The sequence below is a fragment of the Actinoplanes sp. NPDC048791 genome (genome assembly GCF_040650095.1).
Lineage (GTDB): Bacteria > Actinomycetota > Actinomycetes > Mycobacteriales > Micromonosporaceae > Actinoplanes.
Map to the genome: position 1 here is coordinate 1 of NZ_JBEZGQ010000060.1, position 17,659 is coordinate 17,659.

15 protein-coding genes are annotated in these 17,659 nt (G+C 70.4%); 10 read left to right on the forward strand and 5 right to left on the reverse strand.

Features of this window, described 5'->3' with window-relative positions:
- Positions 1-262: 262 nt before the first annotated feature.
- The 5 genes from AB0C29_RS07450 (at position 263) to AB0C29_RS07470 (ending at position 8,629) form a co-directional block, all read left to right on the forward strand.
- Positions 263-460 (forward strand): hypothetical protein, encoded by a 198-nt coding sequence (locus AB0C29_RS07450; RefSeq protein ID WP_360816556.1) that lies wholly within the window; start codon positions 263-265, stop codon positions 458-460.
- Between the two features lie 761 nt (positions 461-1,221).
- A complete protein-coding gene (locus AB0C29_RS07455) occupies positions 1,222-2,220 on the forward strand; it encodes a multicopper oxidase domain-containing protein (protein ID WP_360816559.1) in 999 nt (332 codons plus the stop codon).
- Positions 2,221-2,343: 123 nt separating this feature from the next.
- On the forward strand, positions 2,344-6,150 hold the full coding sequence (locus AB0C29_RS07460) for a ThuA domain-containing protein (protein ID WP_360816562.1): 3,807 nt from the start codon (positions 2,344-2,346) through the stop codon (positions 6,148-6,150).
- A complete protein-coding gene (locus AB0C29_RS07465) occupies positions 6,147-7,655 on the forward strand; it encodes an OmpL47-type beta-barrel domain-containing protein (protein ID WP_360816565.1) in 1,509 nt (502 codons plus the stop codon). The genes AB0C29_RS07460 and AB0C29_RS07465 overlap by 4 nt, the downstream gene beginning before the upstream one ends.
- Complete coding sequence (locus AB0C29_RS07470; RefSeq protein WP_360816568.1) at positions 7,652-8,629, forward strand: hypothetical protein; 978 nt, start codon at positions 7,652-7,654, stop codon at positions 8,627-8,629. Before AB0C29_RS07465 ends, AB0C29_RS07470 begins: the two co-directional genes overlap by 4 nt.
- 54 nt (positions 8,630-8,683) lie before the next feature.
- Here the strand turns inward: AB0C29_RS07470 and AB0C29_RS07475 are convergent, their stop codons facing one another.
- Positions 8,684-11,647, reverse strand: coding sequence for a glycoside hydrolase family 2 TIM barrel-domain containing protein (locus tag AB0C29_RS07475; protein ID WP_360816571.1), 2,964 nt, complete (start codon positions 11,645-11,647; stop codon positions 8,684-8,686).
- 115 nt (positions 11,648-11,762) lie between these two features.
- Between AB0C29_RS07475 and AB0C29_RS07480 the strand changes: the two genes are divergently transcribed.
- From AB0C29_RS07480 to AB0C29_RS07500, 5 genes are read left to right on the forward strand one after another with little or no spacing between them, the layout of a single operon-like run.
- The gene (locus AB0C29_RS07480) at positions 11,763-12,701 is read left to right on the forward strand and encodes a PrsW family glutamic-type intramembrane protease (protein ID WP_360816574.1); all 939 of its coding nucleotides are present in this window, start codon (positions 11,763-11,765) and stop codon (positions 12,699-12,701) included.
- A gap of 24 nt (positions 12,702-12,725) precedes the next feature.
- Complete coding sequence (locus AB0C29_RS07485; protein WP_360816577.1) at positions 12,726-13,634, forward strand: ATP-binding cassette domain-containing protein; 909 nt, start codon at positions 12,726-12,728, stop codon at positions 13,632-13,634.
- Positions 13,631-14,233, forward strand: coding sequence for a hypothetical protein (locus tag AB0C29_RS07490; protein WP_360816580.1), 603 nt, complete (start codon positions 13,631-13,633; stop codon positions 14,231-14,233). Before AB0C29_RS07485 ends, AB0C29_RS07490 begins: the two co-directional genes overlap by 4 nt.
- A 25-nt stretch (positions 14,234-14,258) precedes the next feature.
- Positions 14,259-14,531, forward strand: coding sequence for a DUF6225 family protein (locus AB0C29_RS07495; protein ID WP_360816583.1), 273 nt, complete (start codon positions 14,259-14,261; stop codon positions 14,529-14,531).
- Positions 14,532-14,555: 24 nt separating this feature from the next.
- Positions 14,556-15,722, forward strand: a complete 1,167-nt coding sequence (locus AB0C29_RS07500) for a winged helix DNA-binding domain-containing protein (protein WP_360816586.1) — start codon at positions 14,556-14,558, stop codon at positions 15,720-15,722.
- Between the two features lie 4 nt (positions 15,723-15,726).
- Here AB0C29_RS07500 and AB0C29_RS07505 read toward each other — a convergent pair whose 3' ends face one another.
- From AB0C29_RS07505 to AB0C29_RS07520, 4 genes are all read right to left on the reverse strand, one after another.
- Complete coding sequence (locus AB0C29_RS07505) at positions 15,727-16,446, reverse strand: sulfite exporter TauE/SafE family protein (RefSeq protein WP_360816589.1); 720 nt, start codon at positions 16,444-16,446, stop codon at positions 15,727-15,729.
- Positions 16,447-16,472: 26 nt separating this feature from the next.
- On the reverse strand, positions 16,473-16,808 hold the full coding sequence (locus AB0C29_RS07510; RefSeq protein WP_360816592.1) for a YnfA family protein: 336 nt from the start codon (positions 16,806-16,808) through the stop codon (positions 16,473-16,475).
- Between the two features lie 81 nt (positions 16,809-16,889).
- On the reverse strand, positions 16,890-17,333 hold the full coding sequence (locus tag AB0C29_RS07515; RefSeq protein ID WP_360816595.1) for a MerR family transcriptional regulator: 444 nt from the start codon (positions 17,331-17,333) through the stop codon (positions 16,890-16,892).
- Positions 17,330-17,659: hypothetical protein (locus AB0C29_RS07520; RefSeq protein ID WP_360816598.1), on the reverse strand; the 330-nt coding region annotated here is incomplete at its 5' end. The genes AB0C29_RS07515 and AB0C29_RS07520, both read right to left, overlap by 4 nt.

Here is a 17,659-nt window from a genome sequence, read left to right on the forward strand (position 1 = left end):
CCCGAGGCCGCCCCCGCGGCAGTGCCGAAGGCGGGACTGGTCGCCGGCGTGGCAGTGCTGACGGTGGGCGCGGCAGCGGCGAATGCCGGTGAGGCGGTGACGCCGGCGGCGGCCAGGGGCACGCCGGCCGCGACGGTCAGAAATCCACGGCGATTCATGCCCGGCGACGCTATCAGTCCGCGGACACCCGCGAGGGGCACCCGGACGGGTACCCATGCGCGGAACCGCCATGGGTACGCGGGCCGCGTCCTAAGGTGAACGTATGGACTATCAGGTGAGCGTGAACGTGGAGAAGATCGCGCAATGGCAGGTACGCCTGAGCGGCCTCGCCGACGCGCACAAGGGACAGCCGATCGAGGCGCACCTGCGGGCGGTTGCTGCTGAGCTGTACGCCGAGGTGCCGGAGGAGTGGTGGGCCAGCCAGCCCGCGCCGCTGGACAACCGAGTCCGCAACAGCTGAGAGTCGCCGCCCATCCGCTGCCGGAACGCGGTCGGCGCAGCGGTTGCTGGGCGTCTTCGATCGCGGCGATCATGTCGTGCACCGGTGAGGTCATTCCGCCGGGTGTCGCGACCGGGTAGGTCGCTTCGGGCGTGACGGCCTGGCTCGGACAGCTGGTTGCATTCGCGCCTCCGCGCGCGCGGCCGTGGCGTCTCCGTGCGCTTGTGCGGCTGGGACGTCTCCGCGCGCGCCCCGGCCACCTGCCACCCTGTCGGCACTGCGCTGCGCGATCCGGTCGGTTGCCTCGCGAGGACTTCCTGGCCGCGGGCATGCAGCCGCATCCGTGCGGTGGCGCCAGCCGCCGGGTCCGCGCCCAAGTCACTGCGTCCCGTTCGGCTGCGGCGCCGGCCGGTCTCCCAGGGTTCGACGCCGACATTCCCGCCAGCACGTGCCCCCGCCGGCAGTCCAAGGTGGAGAGCTGCCAAGATCTGTCACGCCAGGCGGCGCCCTGGATTTCTGGGCGTGTCGATCATGCTCGAACCCCGTGTCCAGCTGCGGAAATGCGTACCGCCGGCGATTTCAGCGGTATTTCGACGGGGTGACGCCGGCCCTCATGGGATTCGGACTTTTTGGTTTGTAATCTTTACTTTCGTCGATGGCAAACATAGATTGCTGTCATCCGACGAAAGTCGTGGCGGTCGATGCGGAAAGCGCGGCCCCACCGTGGACATCCCTCGATCTTCTGCACCCCGTGACCGGTTGCGAACAGGTGGGCGAGACGCATGGAAGACAACGTTGTCAGGTGGCCTCGGAAGAACGTCTCGCGGCGTTCGCTGGTCGTCGGTGGCGCCCTGGGGTTGACCTCAGCTGCCGGTGGTGCAGCTGCACTGCGCGCTGAGCCGGCGCGGGCTGCGGCCGGTGCTACCCGCAAGATCACCATCTACGCCGAGGCGTTGCCGGGTGGGCTTTTCGGCTACGGGCTGGCCCCCGGCAAGGCCACCGTGCCCGGTCCGGTGCTGGAGATGTGGGAGGGCGACACCCTCGAGATCACCCTGGTCAACACGACCAACCAGCGGCTGTCCATCCACCCGCACGGCGTCGACTACAGCACCGATTCCGACGGCAGCCCGCTCAATGATTCCTTCAACAAGCCGGGGGAGACCCGCACCTACGTGTGGCGGTCGCGGGAGATGTTCGCCGCTGAGGGGCGCCGGTTCATGCCCGGCAGCGCCGGTTACTGGCACTACCACGACCATGCGATGGGCACCGATCACGGCACCGGCGGGGTCGCCAAGGGACTGTACGGCGCTCTGATCGTGCGGCGCCGCGGCGACATCCTGCCTGAGAAGCAGTTCACCGTGGTCTTCAACGACATGATGATCAACAACCGGATGGCGCCGGACACGCCGATGTTCGAGGCGAATCTCGGGCAGCGCGTCGAGTGGCTGGCCATCGGGCACGGCGGCACGTTCCACACGTTCCACCTCCATGCGCATCGCTGGGCCGACAACCGCACCGGCATGCTCGAAGGTCCCGCTGATCCGGCTCAGGTCATCGACAACAAGGACCTCAACCCGGGCAGTTCCTTCGGTTTCCAGGTGCTGGCGGGCGAGGGCGTCGGGCCCGGCGCCTGGATGTACCACTGCCACGTGCAGTTCCACTCCGACGGCGGGATGGCCGGGATCTTCCTGGTCCGTAACGCCGACGGCAGCATGCCGCCCGGAGCCGAGGAGGCCATCCACCGTTTTCAGGGTCACGTCCACACAGCGCAGCACGGCTGACGAGCAAGGGGGCTTGGGATGAGACGAGGACTACTCCTGCGGAGGGCACTGGCTGTGGCCGTGCTCATGGTGGGCGGGTCGGCTGCGGTCGCGCACGCCGCTCCGGCCGTACGGGAAAATGCCGTGGCTGTGGAAGTGCTGGTCTTTCACGGGCCGGTCGCGGAGCAGCAGGATCCGGTGGCCGGCGCGGCCCAGGCGATCAAGGAGCTCGGGCAGGCGGACGGCATCGCCGTCACCGAGACCACCGACCCGGCGACGTTCGCGCCCGCCACGCTCGCCCGGTACCGCGCGGTCGTGTTCCTGTCGGCTGCCGGTGCCGCGCTCAGCGGGCCGCAGGAAGCGGCGCTGCAGAGCTATGTGAAGGCGGGCAACGGTTTCGTGGGCATCGCCGACGCGGCGAGCGCTCAGCTGGACTCGGCCTGGTTCACCGGACTGATCGGCACCCGGCCCGCGGGCAGTGTCCCGGTGCCCGAGCCGGTCGCCAAGGTGACCGCGAGCGGGGAGAACACGCCCAACGAAACCAAAGAGAAGCTGACTGATGGTGACGCGAACACGAAGTGGCTGGTGCGAACACCAACTGCCTGGGTCGCGTACGAGCTGAACAAGCCCACCACGGTCACCGGATACTCGCTCACCTCCGCCAATGACTTCGTCGGGCGGGACCCGAAGGACTGGACCCTGCAGGGCTCGGCCGACGGCACCACCTGGTCCGATGTAGACAAGCGAACCGGGCAGACGTTCCCGGACCGTTTCGTCATGCGCAGGTTCGAGGTCACCGGAGCGGCCGAATACAAGCACTACCGCCTGAACATCACCGCCAACGGCGGCGAACCGCTGATCCAGCTGGCCGAGCTCCGGCTGTTCACCGGCGCGACGACGGCGCCGCAGCCGCCGGGCGTCAACGAGGCGGTCGTGGACATCCTCGACCGGCAGCACCCGGCCACGAAGAGCCTGCCGACGACGGTCAAGCGCGCCGATCGTTGGTACAACTGGGATCCGAACCCGGTCGGCACCGTGCACACGGTCGCGCAGGTCGAGGAACGCTTCTACGACCCCGGTGCGAGCGCGAACGGGCCGTTCCACCCGGTCTCATGGTGCCGTGACTACGACGGCGGCCGGTCCTTCTACACCGGCATGGGCCACACCGAGGGCAGCTACGGCGAAGCCGCCTTCCGCACGCACCTCGCCGGCGCACTGCGCTGGACCACCGGCGTCGAACGCGGTGACTGCCAGGCCACCATCGCCGCCAACTACAAGGTCGAGCGGCTCACCGCGGCCAACAAGACCGGTGAGCTCGACCAGATCGGCGAGCCGCACGGGCTGACCATCGCCGACGACGGCACCGTCTTCTACGTCGGCAAGGCCGCCTGCCCGAGCGGGCCGGTCGTCGACTGGGCCGATCCCAAGGTCGGCCTCGGGTGCGGCACGATCCACTCCTACGACCCGAAGACCAAGCAGGTCAAGCTGCTGACCACGTTGCCGGTCATGGGCAACCGGGGCAGCGGTTCCGAACTGGTCAAGAACGAGGAGGGTCTGCTCGGCATCGTGCCCGACCCGGCGTTCGCGACCAACGGCTGGCTCTACGTCTACTGGATGCCGCACGACTCCATCGACCGGGAGAAGCGGATCGGTCAGCGCACCATCTCGCGGCTGACCTACGACAAGGCGACCCGGACCATCGATCAGGCCAGCCGCAAGGACCTGCTGCAGTTCCCGGTGCAGATCCACAGCTGCTGCCACGCCGGCGGCGGCATGGCTTTCGACAAGCAGGGCAACCTGTACGTCGGTTCGGGCGACAACAACTCGTCGGAGGGCTCGAGCGGCTACTCCGGCAACAACTGGACCGCCGAGTACCAGGGCGTCTCGTTCCAGGACGCCCGCCGGACCTCGGGCAACACCAACGACCTCGCCGGCAAGATCATTCGGATTCACCCTGAGGTCAACGGCACGTACACGATCCCGGCCGGAAACCTGTTCCCGCCCGGCACCGACAAGGCCCGCCCGGAGATCTACGTGATGGGCGTGCGCAACATCGCCCGGCTCGCGATCGACCCGGAACGCCAGTGGCTGACCGCCGGCTGGGTCGGTCCCGATGCCGCTTCGCCGAGTCCGACGCTGGGCCCGGCCAAGTACGAGACCGCCACGATCATCACCTCGGCGGGCAACCAGGGCTGGCCGTACTGCATGGGCAACAAGCAGCCGTACCGGGACCGCAGCAGCACCGACGCCACCGTCCTGACCGGCTGGTACGACTGCGACCACCTCAAGAACGAGTCGCCGCGCAACACCGGCCTGGTCGACATCCCGCCGGCCCGCGACAACATGATCTGGTACGCGCCCGACGGCGGCGGACCCGTCTTCCCGCCCCGGGCCGACGGCAGCGGCATCCCCACCTACGTCAAGGCCGACGCGACCTACACCCAGCCGTACCTGCGCGGTGGCGGTCAGGCCATCATGTCGGGTCCGACGTACCACCGCGACCTGGTGGACACTGCCAGCGGTGTGGCCTGGCCGCAGTACTGGGACGACAAGTGGTTCATCGGCGACCAGTCGAACGCCGCGAACCGCGTCGCGGTCACCGTCGACCCGGCCGGGGTCCCGCGGCAGGCACCGCCGGTCTTCGGTGAGTCGCTGCGGGCCATCATCCCGAGCGGCAACGGCGACGCCCGGTTGCAGAGCTGGATGGACGCCAAGTTCGGCCCGGACGGCGCGCTGTATCTGCTGGACTACGGCGGCGGCTTCTTCAGCCTTCATGCCAACCAGAAGCTGATCAGGATCACCTATCAGGGCGGTGCGCCGACCCCGGCACCCACCGCGTCCTCGATCGCCGTCCAGAACAAGCCGCTGACCATCGCCTTCTCCGGGTCCCGGTCCGGCGGACTGTCGTACCGCTGGGAGTTCGGCGACGGCGGCACCTCGACCGAGGCCAACCCGCGCCACACCTACGCCAAGGTCGGGAAGTACACCGCCAAGCTGACGGTGACCTACGCGGGTGGCGAGACAGCGACGACGCAGGTCGCCGTGACGGTCGGCTGCGCGACGCCGGACGCCCGCACCACGGTGTGGGTGGACCAGACCGACACCGGAGTTCCGAACAGGACGGTCGGTGAGGGCTGCACCATCAACGATCTCATCGACGACGAGAGCAACTGGGCCGACCACGACAGCTTCGTGCGGCATGTCACCGCGGTCACCCGTACGCTCGATCTCACCAGCCGCGAAGCCGGCGCCCTGACTCGCGCGGCGGCCGGATCGGCTGTCGGCCGGCCCGGGCACAAGGGCTACGAACCGCTGTACGACGGCACGGCCCAGTCGTTGCTCGGCTGGGAGCAGGCACCCGCCGGGCAGTTCACGATCCAGCCGGACGGCTCCCTGCGGTCCAGCGGCGGGCTCGGGATGCTCTGGTACACCAAGCCGTTCGGCGACTTCTCCTTGAAGCTCCAGTTCCGGGACGTGGCCCCGGGTACGGCCCGCGCCAACAGCGGCGTCTTCACCCGGTTCCCGGACCCGCGCATCCCGCTCGACGAACGCCCGCCGGGCAGCTGCGGCACCACGGGCTCGGCCCGGACCTCGCAGGCTTGGGTGGCCATCTTCTGCGGGCACGAGATCCAGCTCTACGACGGCGACACCGGCGAACCGCAGAAGACCGGCTCGATCTACAACTTCGACCCGGTGACGCTCGCCGACGCCCGGGTCACCGCGAAGAACGTCTGGAACACCTACGAGGTACGGGTCGTGGGCCAGCACTACACGATCCTGCGCAACGGCGTGGTCATCAACGAGTTCGACAACACGCCCGGCAAGCAGTCCTCCCGCGCCGGTGACCCGCCGACGGATCTGCGGCAGTTCACCAGCGGCTTCATCGGGCTGCAGAACCACAGCGACACCGACCTGATGGACTTCCAGAACATCCGGGTGAGGCCCCTATGATCCGTTTCTTCAAGGTGGCGCTGCTCGGCCTCCTGCTCGTGGTGTCCCCGGTGGCGGTCTCTCCGGCCGCCGCCGCGGGGACCCTGACCTGGACGGCCGACGACGACATCACCCGCTACAAGTCGACGCCCGCCTCGGCCACCGCCGGTGCGACGACGATCGTCTTCGAGAACAGCGCGGCCACCGGCAACACCACCGGCATGCCGCACACGCTCACCTTCGACACCACCAGTGAGGGTTACAACCATGATGTGAACCTGAACATCCTGGCCAGCCCGTTCGACACGAACAACGGCCGGCACCAGGCGACCGTCACCCTGACCCCGGGCAAGTACCGCTATTTCTGCTCGATCCCGGGGCACAGTTCGATGGTCGGTGAGCTGGTCGTGACTGATGGCGGTGGAGGCGGGGACACCACAGCGCCCACTGTCTCCGCGCAGGTCTCGGGGGAGCGGAACGCCGCCGGTGACTATCTGGGCAGCGCGACGGTGACGGTCTCCGCTTCCGATGCGGGTTCGGGCGTCGACACGGTCGAGTACCAGGTCGACGACACGACCTGGACGCCGTACACGGCTCCGGTGGCGGTGACCGCCATCGGTGACCACTCGGTGCAGTTCCGGGCCACCGACAAGGCGGGCAACGCGTCGGCAGCCGGCTCGGTCTCCTTCACCGTGGTCGAGCCGGGGCCGGGGGAGGACACGACTCCACCGGTGGTCACCTCTCAGGTCACGGGCGACCGGAACACTGCCGGGCAGTACGTCGGCAAGGCCACGGTCACCATCACGGCTACCGACGCCGAGTCGGGACTGAAGACAGTCGAGTACAACGTGGACGGTGGAGCCTTTGCGGCGTACACGGCGCCGGTCGTCATCGACACGGTCGGGTCGCACATGGTGCACTTCCGGGCCACGGACGTCGCCGGCAACACCTCGGCCGAGCAGATGGCCAGCTTCACCGTCGTCGCCGCGCCGGTTCCTGACACCACGGCGCCGGTGACTTCGGCGGCGGTGCGTACCGAGGCGGACGGCAGCGCGGTCGTGACGGTCACGGCCTCGGATGCCGGATCGGGGGTCGCCTCGATCGAGTACGCGCTGGACTCGGGCGCCTGGACGGCGTACACGTCAGCGGTCGCCGTCCGGGCACCGGGCGCGCACACCCTGCGCTACCGGGCCACCGACGTGGCCGGGAACGCCGCGGCGGAGAAATCGGTGACCTTCACGGTCGTGCCGCCGACGACCGGCGACTGCCCGGTCCCGGACACCCGCGCCACGGTGATCATCGGGGATCAGGACACCGGCATCGCCAACGCCGACACCGGCAACGGCTGCACGATCAACGACCTGATCGCCGAACACGCCGGCTACCCGACCCACGCCGCCTTCGTCCGGCACGTCGAAGCGGTCACGGCGCCGCTGGTCGCCGCGGGCCGGCTCACGGCCCGCCAGCAGGGAACCATCGTGCGGGCCGCGGCCCGCTCCGACGTCGTCAAGGGAGTACAGCGATGAGACGTACCGCCGCGAAGCTGGCCACCGTCACTGCCGTCGTCACCGCCGCGGCGCTGACGATCGCCCCCACCAGCGCCAGCGCCGACCTGGTCACCCACTGCGTCGGCACCGGCGGCGCGGTGACCGTGCCGAACGACCTGCTGGTGCCGGCCGGTAAGTCGTGCGCGCTGACCGGCACGACCATCACCGGCAACGTCAGCGTGGCCGCGGGCGCCAACCTCGTCGTGACCGGCGGCCGCATCAGCGGTGAGATCCAGGTCGCCGCGGACGGCTACCTGGACGCCGGCACGACCGCCATCGGCGGCGGCATCGAGCTGGCGTCCGGCGGCTACGGCGTGTTCCTCAAGGACACCGGAACCGGCTCGATCACGGTACGGCCCAAGGGATCCGCCACGAACGACAGCTTCCTGTTCGTGGAGAACGCGGCCATCGACGGCACGGTGACCGCAAGCGCGGGTGAGATCCGGCTCGACCGGAACACGGACGTGACCGGCAACGTGAGCACGACGGGCAGCTACTACACCGACGTGCACGACTCATTCGTCGACGGCACGCTGTCGGTCCTCAACAGCGCGACCGGAAGCGTGATCTGCGGCAGCGCGGTCCGCGGCCGGGCCACGTTCGCCGGCAACCTCGGCGGCGTCCAGCTGGGCCCGAACGGCACCTTGGACGGATGCGCCTCAGGTGGCTATTGGGGTCGTGACGTGAACATCAGCAACACCACGGGCGGGGTGAATGTCGACGACAACATCATCGACGGCAAGCTGACGACAACCTCCAACACGCCGGCGGCCAAGGTGGCGGCGAACAACCGCATCCGCGGCGGCGTCGCGGGAGAGCAGGGGTCGGCGGCGGCTCGGGTGTCGGCCAAGCGCAGCTTGCCGGAGCGCGAGGCGAAGGGCGAGGAGCGCGCCGCGGCGCGGACATCCTCGGCGGTCCAGGAAGCGGACGCGGCGGGAGACGCTGGACTCTGATCGGCAGGCGGCCCGGGGATCAGACGATCCCCGGGCCACCCGTCGATGCCGTTACTATCCCGAAGCCGGTGGCGTCGGGCCGAGCCGGCGGAATTCCACCTCGAACGTATGGGCCCGGTCGGCCGCCAACTGGTACTGCGGCAGTACACCCGGCCCGCATGAGGCAGACCCGAGCCCGTTCTGGCCGAGGTCAACATTGAGGTGCACCCGGCCCGACGGCTTCAGCTCGTACGGGTGCCCGGCCGCGGCCAGGTCCGCGCTCGTCCAGCGCCGCGCCGCCAGCTCGAACGTCGGGTGGCCGGCTATCTCCAGACCCGTGCCGTCCGGTGCGGTGATGCGGGCCCAGCGCACGCCGGTGCGGTTGCCGTTCTCCTGGGGGTGGACGTACGGCGTCTGCATCTCGTCCACCCGCAGGCGGTACCGGCCGAACCGCACCGCCTGCCGGCTGTCGGCGTACGCCTCGCCCGGGCCGTCGCCGAGCCACTCCACCACGTCCAGGTCCGCCGGGACGGCCAGACGCAGGCCCAGCCGGGGCAGTACGCCGCTCCAAGCTCCCACCGGCTCGGTGTCGACCGACAGCGTCACGCCGCCGTCCGCGGCCGTCCAGCGGTAGGTGGTCAGGACGGCCAGATCGGTGGCGGCCGGGGCGACCCGGGTGCGGACCACGAAGGTGTCGCCCTCCGCGCCGAGGTCGATGACGCGGTGCTGCAGGCGGTCCAGGCCGAGCCTGCGCCATTCGCCGGCCACCGCGTCGCGGACGTCGCGGGGTGGGGCGTCGTTGTCCGTCGGCGCGCGCCACAGGTCCAGCCGGGGGCCGGTCACCGGTAGGCCCGGGTGATCTCCGGGTCGGGCTCGACCATCCGGTCCCGGAACTCGGTCGTCCAGGCTCAGCAGCAGACCGGTGCGTGGGTCGAACCTGGCCGGGCCGACTCGTACTTCTCCGCTGTCGTCCGTCCGTGCCGGATGCCTGGACTTTCGGGGGGCTGGCTGCGCGCGGGCCGGCAGCTGCACCTGGGTCCAGGCGATCTCGTGGCCCGCCGGGGCCCACGGCTCGTCGTGGGTCAGCCGGCCCCGGACCGTCAGCCAGGTGTCCGCGCCGGCGGCGGGCAGCTCCGGCAGGCGGCCGGTGACCTGAGCGCCGGCCGGGGCGACCGGCACGGTCAGGTTGCCCTCGGCCAGGGTGACGCCTTGCTCCTGCACACTCCAGTCGAAGGTCAGGTGTGAGGTGTCGCGGAAGTCGTACTTGTTGTTGACCTGAACCTGAGCCAGGGCTGGATCGACGGTCAGCCTGACGGGTTCGCTGACCTTCTTGAGCTCCAGCAGGCCCGGTGACGGGGTGCGGTCGGGGAAGACCAGGCCGTCCGCCACGAAGTTGCCGTCGTGCAGCGGTTCGCCGAAGTCGCCGCCGTACGCGAAATAGTGCCCCTCGCCGCCCGGTACCGGTTGCCGGATGCCGTGGTCGATCCACTCCCAGACGAAGCCACCCTGACATCGGGGGTACGTGTCGAAGAGCCGCTGATACTCCGCCAGCCCGCCCGGACCGTTGCCCATGGCGTGCGCGTACTCGCAGAGGATGAACGGCAGCGACCGGCGGTGCGCGTCGGCGGCCGGATCGCGGGTCGGTGGCTCCTCGCCGCGGCCGATCGTGGCGACCTCGTCCACCGAGGCGTACATGCGGCTGTAGCAGTCGGTGTAGCTGCTGTCCCGGTCGCCCTCGTAGTGGATCATGCGGGACGGGTCGCGGTCGCGGATCCAGTGGGCCATGGCCGCCAGGTTGCGGCCCGTGCCCGCCTCGTTGCCCAGGGACCAGGCGATGACGCTGGGATGGTTCTTGTCGCGTTCGACCATCCGCTGCGCCCGGTCCACAAAGGAGGGCGCCCAGCGGGGGTCGTCGCTGGGATTGCCGCGCCAGCCGGTCACGGCGAACCCGTGGGTCTCCAGGTCACACTCGTCCACGACCCACAGGCCCAGTTCGTCGCAGAGATCCAGGAACTCCGGCGCCGGCGGATAGTGGCTGGTGCGTACGGCGTTGAGGTTGTGCTGCTTCATCATCAGCAGGTCCTGGCGCATCACCGCCACCGGTACGGTCCGCCCGGCGTCGGGATCCCACTCGTGCCGGTTGACGCCGCGCAGCGACACGGGAGTCCCGTTGACCGTCCACCGGCCGTCGGCCAGCGCCACCGTACGGAAACCGATCCGGATATCGGCACCTTCCGTTCCCGTCTCGAGCCGCGCGGGGTAGAGCCGGGGTGTCTCGGCCGACCACGGTTCCACCCGGGCGACGACGTGCGGGCCGGCCGCGTCCACGTCGACCAGGCCGAGCTCGGCGATCGTCAGCCGGGCCGGGACGTCGGTGTCGACCGACACTGTGCCCCGCCCGGTGAGGTGGTCGTAGGCGGCGTGCACGAACACGTCGCCCAGTCCGCCCTCGGGCCGGGCCAGCAGCCGGACCGTCCGGAAGATGCCGGACAGCCACCACATGTCCTGGTCCTCGAGGTAGCTGCCGGCGGACCACTGATGCACCCGTACCGCCAGCACGTTGCGGCCCGGCCGCAGCAGGCCCCCGACGGCGAACTCCGCGGGCAGCCGGCTGCCCTTCGCGTGCCCCAGCTCCTCGCCGTTCAACCACACCTTGTAGCAGGAGTCGACGCCCTCGAAACGGATCACCGCGGGACCGTCCGGCCAGCCGTCCGGCCGGTCGAAGACCCGGCGATACTCGCCGGTGGGGTTCTCGTCGGGCACGTGCGGCGGATCGACCGGGAACGGATAACGGACATTGGTGTACGCCGGTGCGCCGTACCCGTGCAGTTGCCAATGCGCCGGAACGGCGAGGGTGTCCCAGCTCCGGTCGTCGAAGCCGGGATCGGCGAAGCCGGCGGTGACAGCGTCGACCGTAGGGGCGAGGTGAAAGCGCCAAGGGCCGTCCAGGGACAGCGTCGCGGCATCCGAGCCGACGTCGGCCCGGGGTGGGCACAGCCCTTCCCCGGGTCGCAGGTCCTCGTGATACCGATCGGTCATCGGCTGCTCAGCTGGTGGGTACCACTGCGACTCCGCCGACTCGCCCATGGGCACCAGCGTAGATCCGGGCCGGCGTGGGTATGCGGCGGGCCGAGCCGAACCCGAGGAGAAGACCATGTACGACGTCAGTGCGGCCGAGCAGGCCGCCCACCCGGCCCCGAGACGCCGCCGGACCTGGTTGCGGGTGTTCCTCACCGGCCTGGTGCTGTGGATCCTCACGGTCGCGGTCACCTTCGTGACGGGCAACCCCAATCTGATCCCGACCCTGGTCCTGCTGGGCAGTTTCCTCGTACCGGTGTCCTTCGTGGTCTGGGCGTTCGGCCGCCGGCACAGCGGTGAGGTCACCGCCGAGCTGCTGTTCACCACGTTCGTCACCGGCGGGGTGCTCGGGGTGCTGGCGGCCTCGCTGCTGGAGTCCTACCTGCTGCACCCCTCACCAGGCCTGTTCGTCGGCGTGGGCCTGATCGAGGAGGCCGCGAAGCTCACCGTCCTGGCCGTCCTGACCCGCAGACTGCAGCACAAGTACGCCGCTGACGGGCTGATCCTGGGCGCTTCCGTCGGGTTCGGCTTCGCCGCCTTCGAATCGGCCGGCTACGCCTTCACCGCCCTGTTCACCGAGCAGGGGCTGTCGCTGATGCAGCTGGTCCAGACCGAGCTGCTGCGCGGGCTGCTCGCTCCCGTCGGCCACGGCCTGTGGACGGCCATCCTCGGCGGCGTGCTGTTCTCGGCGAGCGGCCGGGAACATTTCGCGCTGACCTGGCGGCTGCTGCTGGCGTACCTCGGAGTCTCCGCCCTGCACGCGCTCTGGGACAGCATGCACAGCATCGCCCTGCTGCTGACGCTGGTGCTGACCGGTACGCCGTACCAGTTCTCGCTGCTGGACCGCGGCTATCAGCCGCAGCCGACCGCCGGCCAGACCCATCTCTTCACCGCGTTGTCCTGGGGTGGTCTGGTCGTCGTGTCGCTGGTCGGGATCGGCTGGCTGCTCGCCGTCCGCCGGCACGCCGACCAGGAAGCTCGGGCCGTGCTGTGGAAGATCCCTGCCTATCGGTGACCGGGCCTGCCATGATGGCCCGCGATGATCGAAGTGATCGGGTTGACCAAGTCCTACGGGCGGGTCCGTGCCGTCGATGACGTGACGTTCTCCGCCGTGCCCGGGCGCGTGACCGGATTTCTCGGGCTCAACGGCTCCGGCAAGACCACGACGCTGCGGATGCTGCTCGGCCTGACCCGGCCGACCTCCGGCGTGGCGCTGATCAACAAGGTGCGCTATCAGGAGCTGAGCGATCCGGCCCGGCAGGTCGGGGCGGTCCTGGAGCAGGGCATCAGCCATCCCGGGCAGAGCGGGCGGGCCCACCTGATGACGCAGGCCCTGCTCACCGGGGCCGACCGGGCCCGGATCGACCCGCTGCTGGCCCAGGTCGGCCTCGACGACGCCGCGGAGCAACGCTGCGGCGACTACTCGCTCGGCATGCGTCAGCGCCTCGCCGTGGCGACCGCCCTGCTCGGCGAGCCGTCGGTGCTGGTCCTGGACGAGCCGGCCAACGGCCTGGACCCCGAGGGCATCGCCTGGCTCCGTGAGCTGCTGCGCGAGCACGCCCGCAACGGCGGCACGGTGCTGATCTCCAGCCACCTGCTGGCCGAGCTGGCCCAGCTCATCGACGACGTCGTGATCATCGCGGACGGCACGGTGCGCTACGCGGCACCGCTGACGGAACTGTACGGCTCGGCGTCGGCGCGGCTGCGGATCCGCGGCCGCGATCCGCAGCTGCTGTGGCGCGTGTTCGAGGAGGCCGGGGCCCAGGTCGACACCGACGGGTACGCCCTGGAAGTGATCGGGCTGACGCCGGAGGACGCGGGCGAACTCGCCTTCGAGGCCCAGGTGCCGATCTACGAACTGGCCACCGACGCCCCCAACCTCGAACAGATCTTCCTCGGCCTGGTCAGCGCCCCGGCCCCCGCCGCTGTCGAGGAGGCCGTCCCATGATCGCCGTGGTCCGCAGCGAGCTCTACCGCCTGTCGACGATCCGGTCCAGCGCGCTGTCACTCGCGATCTTCACGTGCCTGGGCACCATCCTGGGCGTGATCGGCTCCGACTTCTGGGCGCTGCTGGCGGGCGTGGGCGCCTTCGGCTTCGGCGTCACCGGCGTCTCCCAGCACTTCCAGCACCGGACCGCCGTACTGCTGTATCTGGCCCGGCCCCGGCGCATCCGGGTGCTGATCGGCCAGCTGATCACCACCGTGATCGTGGGTTTCGGCTTCACCGCGATCAGCGGTCTGATCGTGCTGATCCAGGGCAACCGTGAGCGATACCTGATCACCCTGCTGGTCGCGCCGATCATGGCGGTGCTCGGCGCCGCCGCGGCGGCCATCGCCCGCAGCGCGACCATGCTGTTCGTCGGCTTCGTGGCGTGGATCATCTTCGTCGAGGCGATGTACGGCACGCTCCAGGAACCGCTGCCGTTCTCCGCCTACCTGGACGCGGCCTCGGGCGACGTCCAGAAGCTGCTGATCCTGCTGGGCTGGACCACGGCGACGATCATCGGCGCGGCGGTCGCGATCCGCCGCGACCTCACCGGCGACTGACCCTGCCACTGAAAGGCTGCCTGCCGTGACCGAGCCCGCCCGGATGGAGACCCACCAGCACGACGTCGAGCATTGGACGGTCGGCCGTTTGCGGGAGGCGCTGCGGGACCTGCCCGACGACATGGTCCTGCGGGCCGAGGTGGCCGACGGGCCTAGCACCTGGCCCGGGTCGGAACCCTGGGGCAACGACCAGTTCGTGATCACCGCCGCGGCTGTGGACGACGGCGAGCACCTGCGCTCCGACGAGTTCGTGCTCAGGATCGACCATCCCGCGGGGATGTACGTCCGCCGTCCCTGAACGCCGGCGTGACAGCATGGCCCGATGCGTCACGTGTCTGATCATGAGCGCCGCGCCCGGCTGGGGGTCCGGCACGCGCTGGCGCCCGCGTTCCGGGCCGACTCCCCGGAGTCCGTCACGCGGGCGATGACCGTGCTCCACGCCACCGAGCCGGCCACCGTCTACCTGTCCTGCTGGGCGCGGGCCGGGTCGATCGAGATCGCCGACATCGATCGGGCGCTCTACGCCGACCGTACGCTGGTCAAGCAGCTGGCCATGCGCCGCACGCTCTTCGTGGTCCCGCGCGACCTGCTGCCGGCGGTCTGGTCCAGCGCGTCGGCCCGGGTCGCGGGCACCGAACGGGCCCGCATGGCCAAGGACGCCGTCCTGGCCGGACTCGCCGAGGACGGGCACGACTGGATCGACCGCGCCCGCGCCGAGGTCCTCGCCGCGCTCGCGGACGCCCCGGACGGGCGCTCGGCGCTGGAGATCCGGCAGGCGGTGCCGCTGATCGACGTGAAGACGACGGTGGGGGCCGGCGGACTGTCGCCGGCGGGCCGGGTGCTGACCCACCTCGGGGCAACTGCCGACATCGTACGGGGCGTCAACGGCGCGGGCTGGTACACGTCCCGGCCGCGCTGGACCCTCATGCGGCACTGGCTCACCGACGTGCCCGCGGCCGGCGGGGCGGCTGAGGGCTATCGCGAGATCGTGCGCCGCTGGTTGTACACCTTCGGACCCGGCACTGAGGACGACCTTGTCTGGTGGCTCGGGGCGACCCGGAGCGTGGTGCGGACGGCGTTCCGGGAGCTCGGTGCTGTCGCGGTCTCGCTCGACAGTGGCGACACCGGGTGGCTGTTGCCGGACGACCTCGACGAAGTGCCCGACCCGGGACCGTGGGCGGCGCTGCTGCCGGTTCTCGATCCGACGGTCATGGGGTGGCAGCGGCGGGACTTCTACCTCGGGCCGCACCGCGAGCAGCTCTTCGACAACCGGGGGAACGCGGGCGCGACCGCGTGGGTCGACGGGCGGGCGGTGGGCAGCTGGGTGCAGGACGAGGCTGGTGTCGTCGAGGTGCGGTTGCTGGAGCCGGTGTCGGCTGCTGGTCGCCGGTGCCTTGATGTGGAGGCGGCTCGGTTGACTCGTTGGCTTGGTGGCTTCCGCGTTCCGAGTCTCTACCGGTCGCCGGCCATGCGGCCGGAGCCGGCATAGGCGCTCAGGCCAGTCCGGTCAGGAAGAGTGATCCGGCGACCACCAGCCCGCCCTCGACCAGCGCGACGAACACCCGGTCGCTGATCAGGGCGACGATCCTCCGGCCGGTCCACGCGCCGGCCATGATGACCGGCGTCAGCGCGGCGCCGTAGAGCACGATCCGCCCGGTGAGCAGATCACCGGCGCCGTAGGCGGCCGTCTTGGTCAGGTGCAGGGTGAGTGCGGCGGCGGCCTCGGTGCCGATGTACGCCGCGCGCGTCAACCCGTACGCCAGGAAGAACGGCGCCGTCAGCGGACCCACCGACCCGAGCAACGCCGAGCCGAATCCCGACGCGGCGCCGACACCGATGAACGCCCGGTCGCCGGGCCGGCCGGGGCGCGGGCGGAGCCGGCGCCAGGCCACCACCCCGATGAGGAACGCTCCCAGCACCCGCTTGAGCGGACTGAGCGGTGCGTGGCTCAACAGGACAGCACCGCCCACGGCGAACGGCACAGCGCCGAGCGCGAACCAGCCCACCAGCGGCCACCGGACCTCCCGGCGGTTGAGCCACAGCCGGCTGCCGTTGCTCGACAACTGCGCCAGCGTCAGCATCGGCACCGCGACCCGCAGCCCGAACAAGGCCGTGAAGACGGGCAGCAACAGCACCCCGCCACCGAATCCCGTGACGGCAGACAGCAACGCCAGCAGGAACGCCGCGGCGGCGGCGAGCGCCAACGTCTCCATCGGCTGCCGACTGTAGTCGCGGCCGGTCAGGAGCCGCGTGGGGCGTACATGATCACGGCGACGCCGACCAGGCAGATGCCGGCGCCGATGACGTCCCACCTGTCCGGCTGGAATTTGTCCACGACCATGCCCCAGGCCAGCGAGCCGGCGACGAAGACGCCGCCGTAGGCGGCCAGGATCCGCCCGAAGTTGGCGTCAGGCTGAAGGCAGGCCACGAAACCGTACGCGCCGAGAGCGATCACGCCGGCGGCTGTCCACCACAGGCCGCGGTGTTCGCGCCAGCCCTGCCAGATCAGCCAGGCGCCGCCGATCTCGGCGAGGGCCGCCAGGACGAAGAGCAGCAATGAACGGGCGATGATCACCCTGGTCACGGTATCCGTACCGGAGTGGTCACGGGGTGGTGCAGGTGTCGTCGGCGCAATTGGTGCGGTGGCGCTTGTAGGTCATCGGGGATCGGCATCCGGGGCTTCTGTCGCGATGGTGGCGAACGGGATCGGGTAGCACGGCTGGGCGGCGCAGGTCACCAGGTCGTCGCAGCCGGCGTCGACGGCCGCGCGCAGCGTGCCGGCGATGATCTGCAGGTCGCTGATCTTGGCTTCCACCTCGGCGAGTTTGGCCTTTGCCCGGGACCTCAGCCCGGCATCGCCACCTCGCCCGTGCCGGTGCCGGCCGGATTCCAGCAGGTCGGCGATCTCCTCGAGGGTGAAGCCGAGCCGCTGCGCCGCCTTGATGACCCGCAGGACGGTGACCGTCTCGGCCGGGTACATCCGGTGCCCGCCCAGGCTCCGGTCCGGTTCGGCGAGCAGGCCGCGGCGTTCGTAGTAGCGCAGCGTCTGGAGGTTCACTCCCGCGGCCGCGGCGACCGCACTGCTGCGCAGGCCGCTCACGCAGCCATCCCGGCGACTGCCCGGCCGGCGAGGGCGTCCAGCACGGCGATCTGCGCGGGCGGCACCTTAACGTCGAGGTTCACCGCATCAGGCTCACCTTCACCTTCACCTTCACCGGCTGTGGCGAAGGTGAAGGTGAAGAACGAGCAGCACGAGCTCTCCCGGGCGGTGAGGTCGCGGGCCACCGGCTCGGCGGCCGGGTCGAGCCGCCACCGCAGCACGGTGGGCGACAACCGCCGCTGAGCACGCAGCGCGGTGGCGAAGCGGTCGTCGAACTCGGCCAGCCGCAGCGGCTGGTCGACGGTGGGCAGGGTGCACGCTTCGGG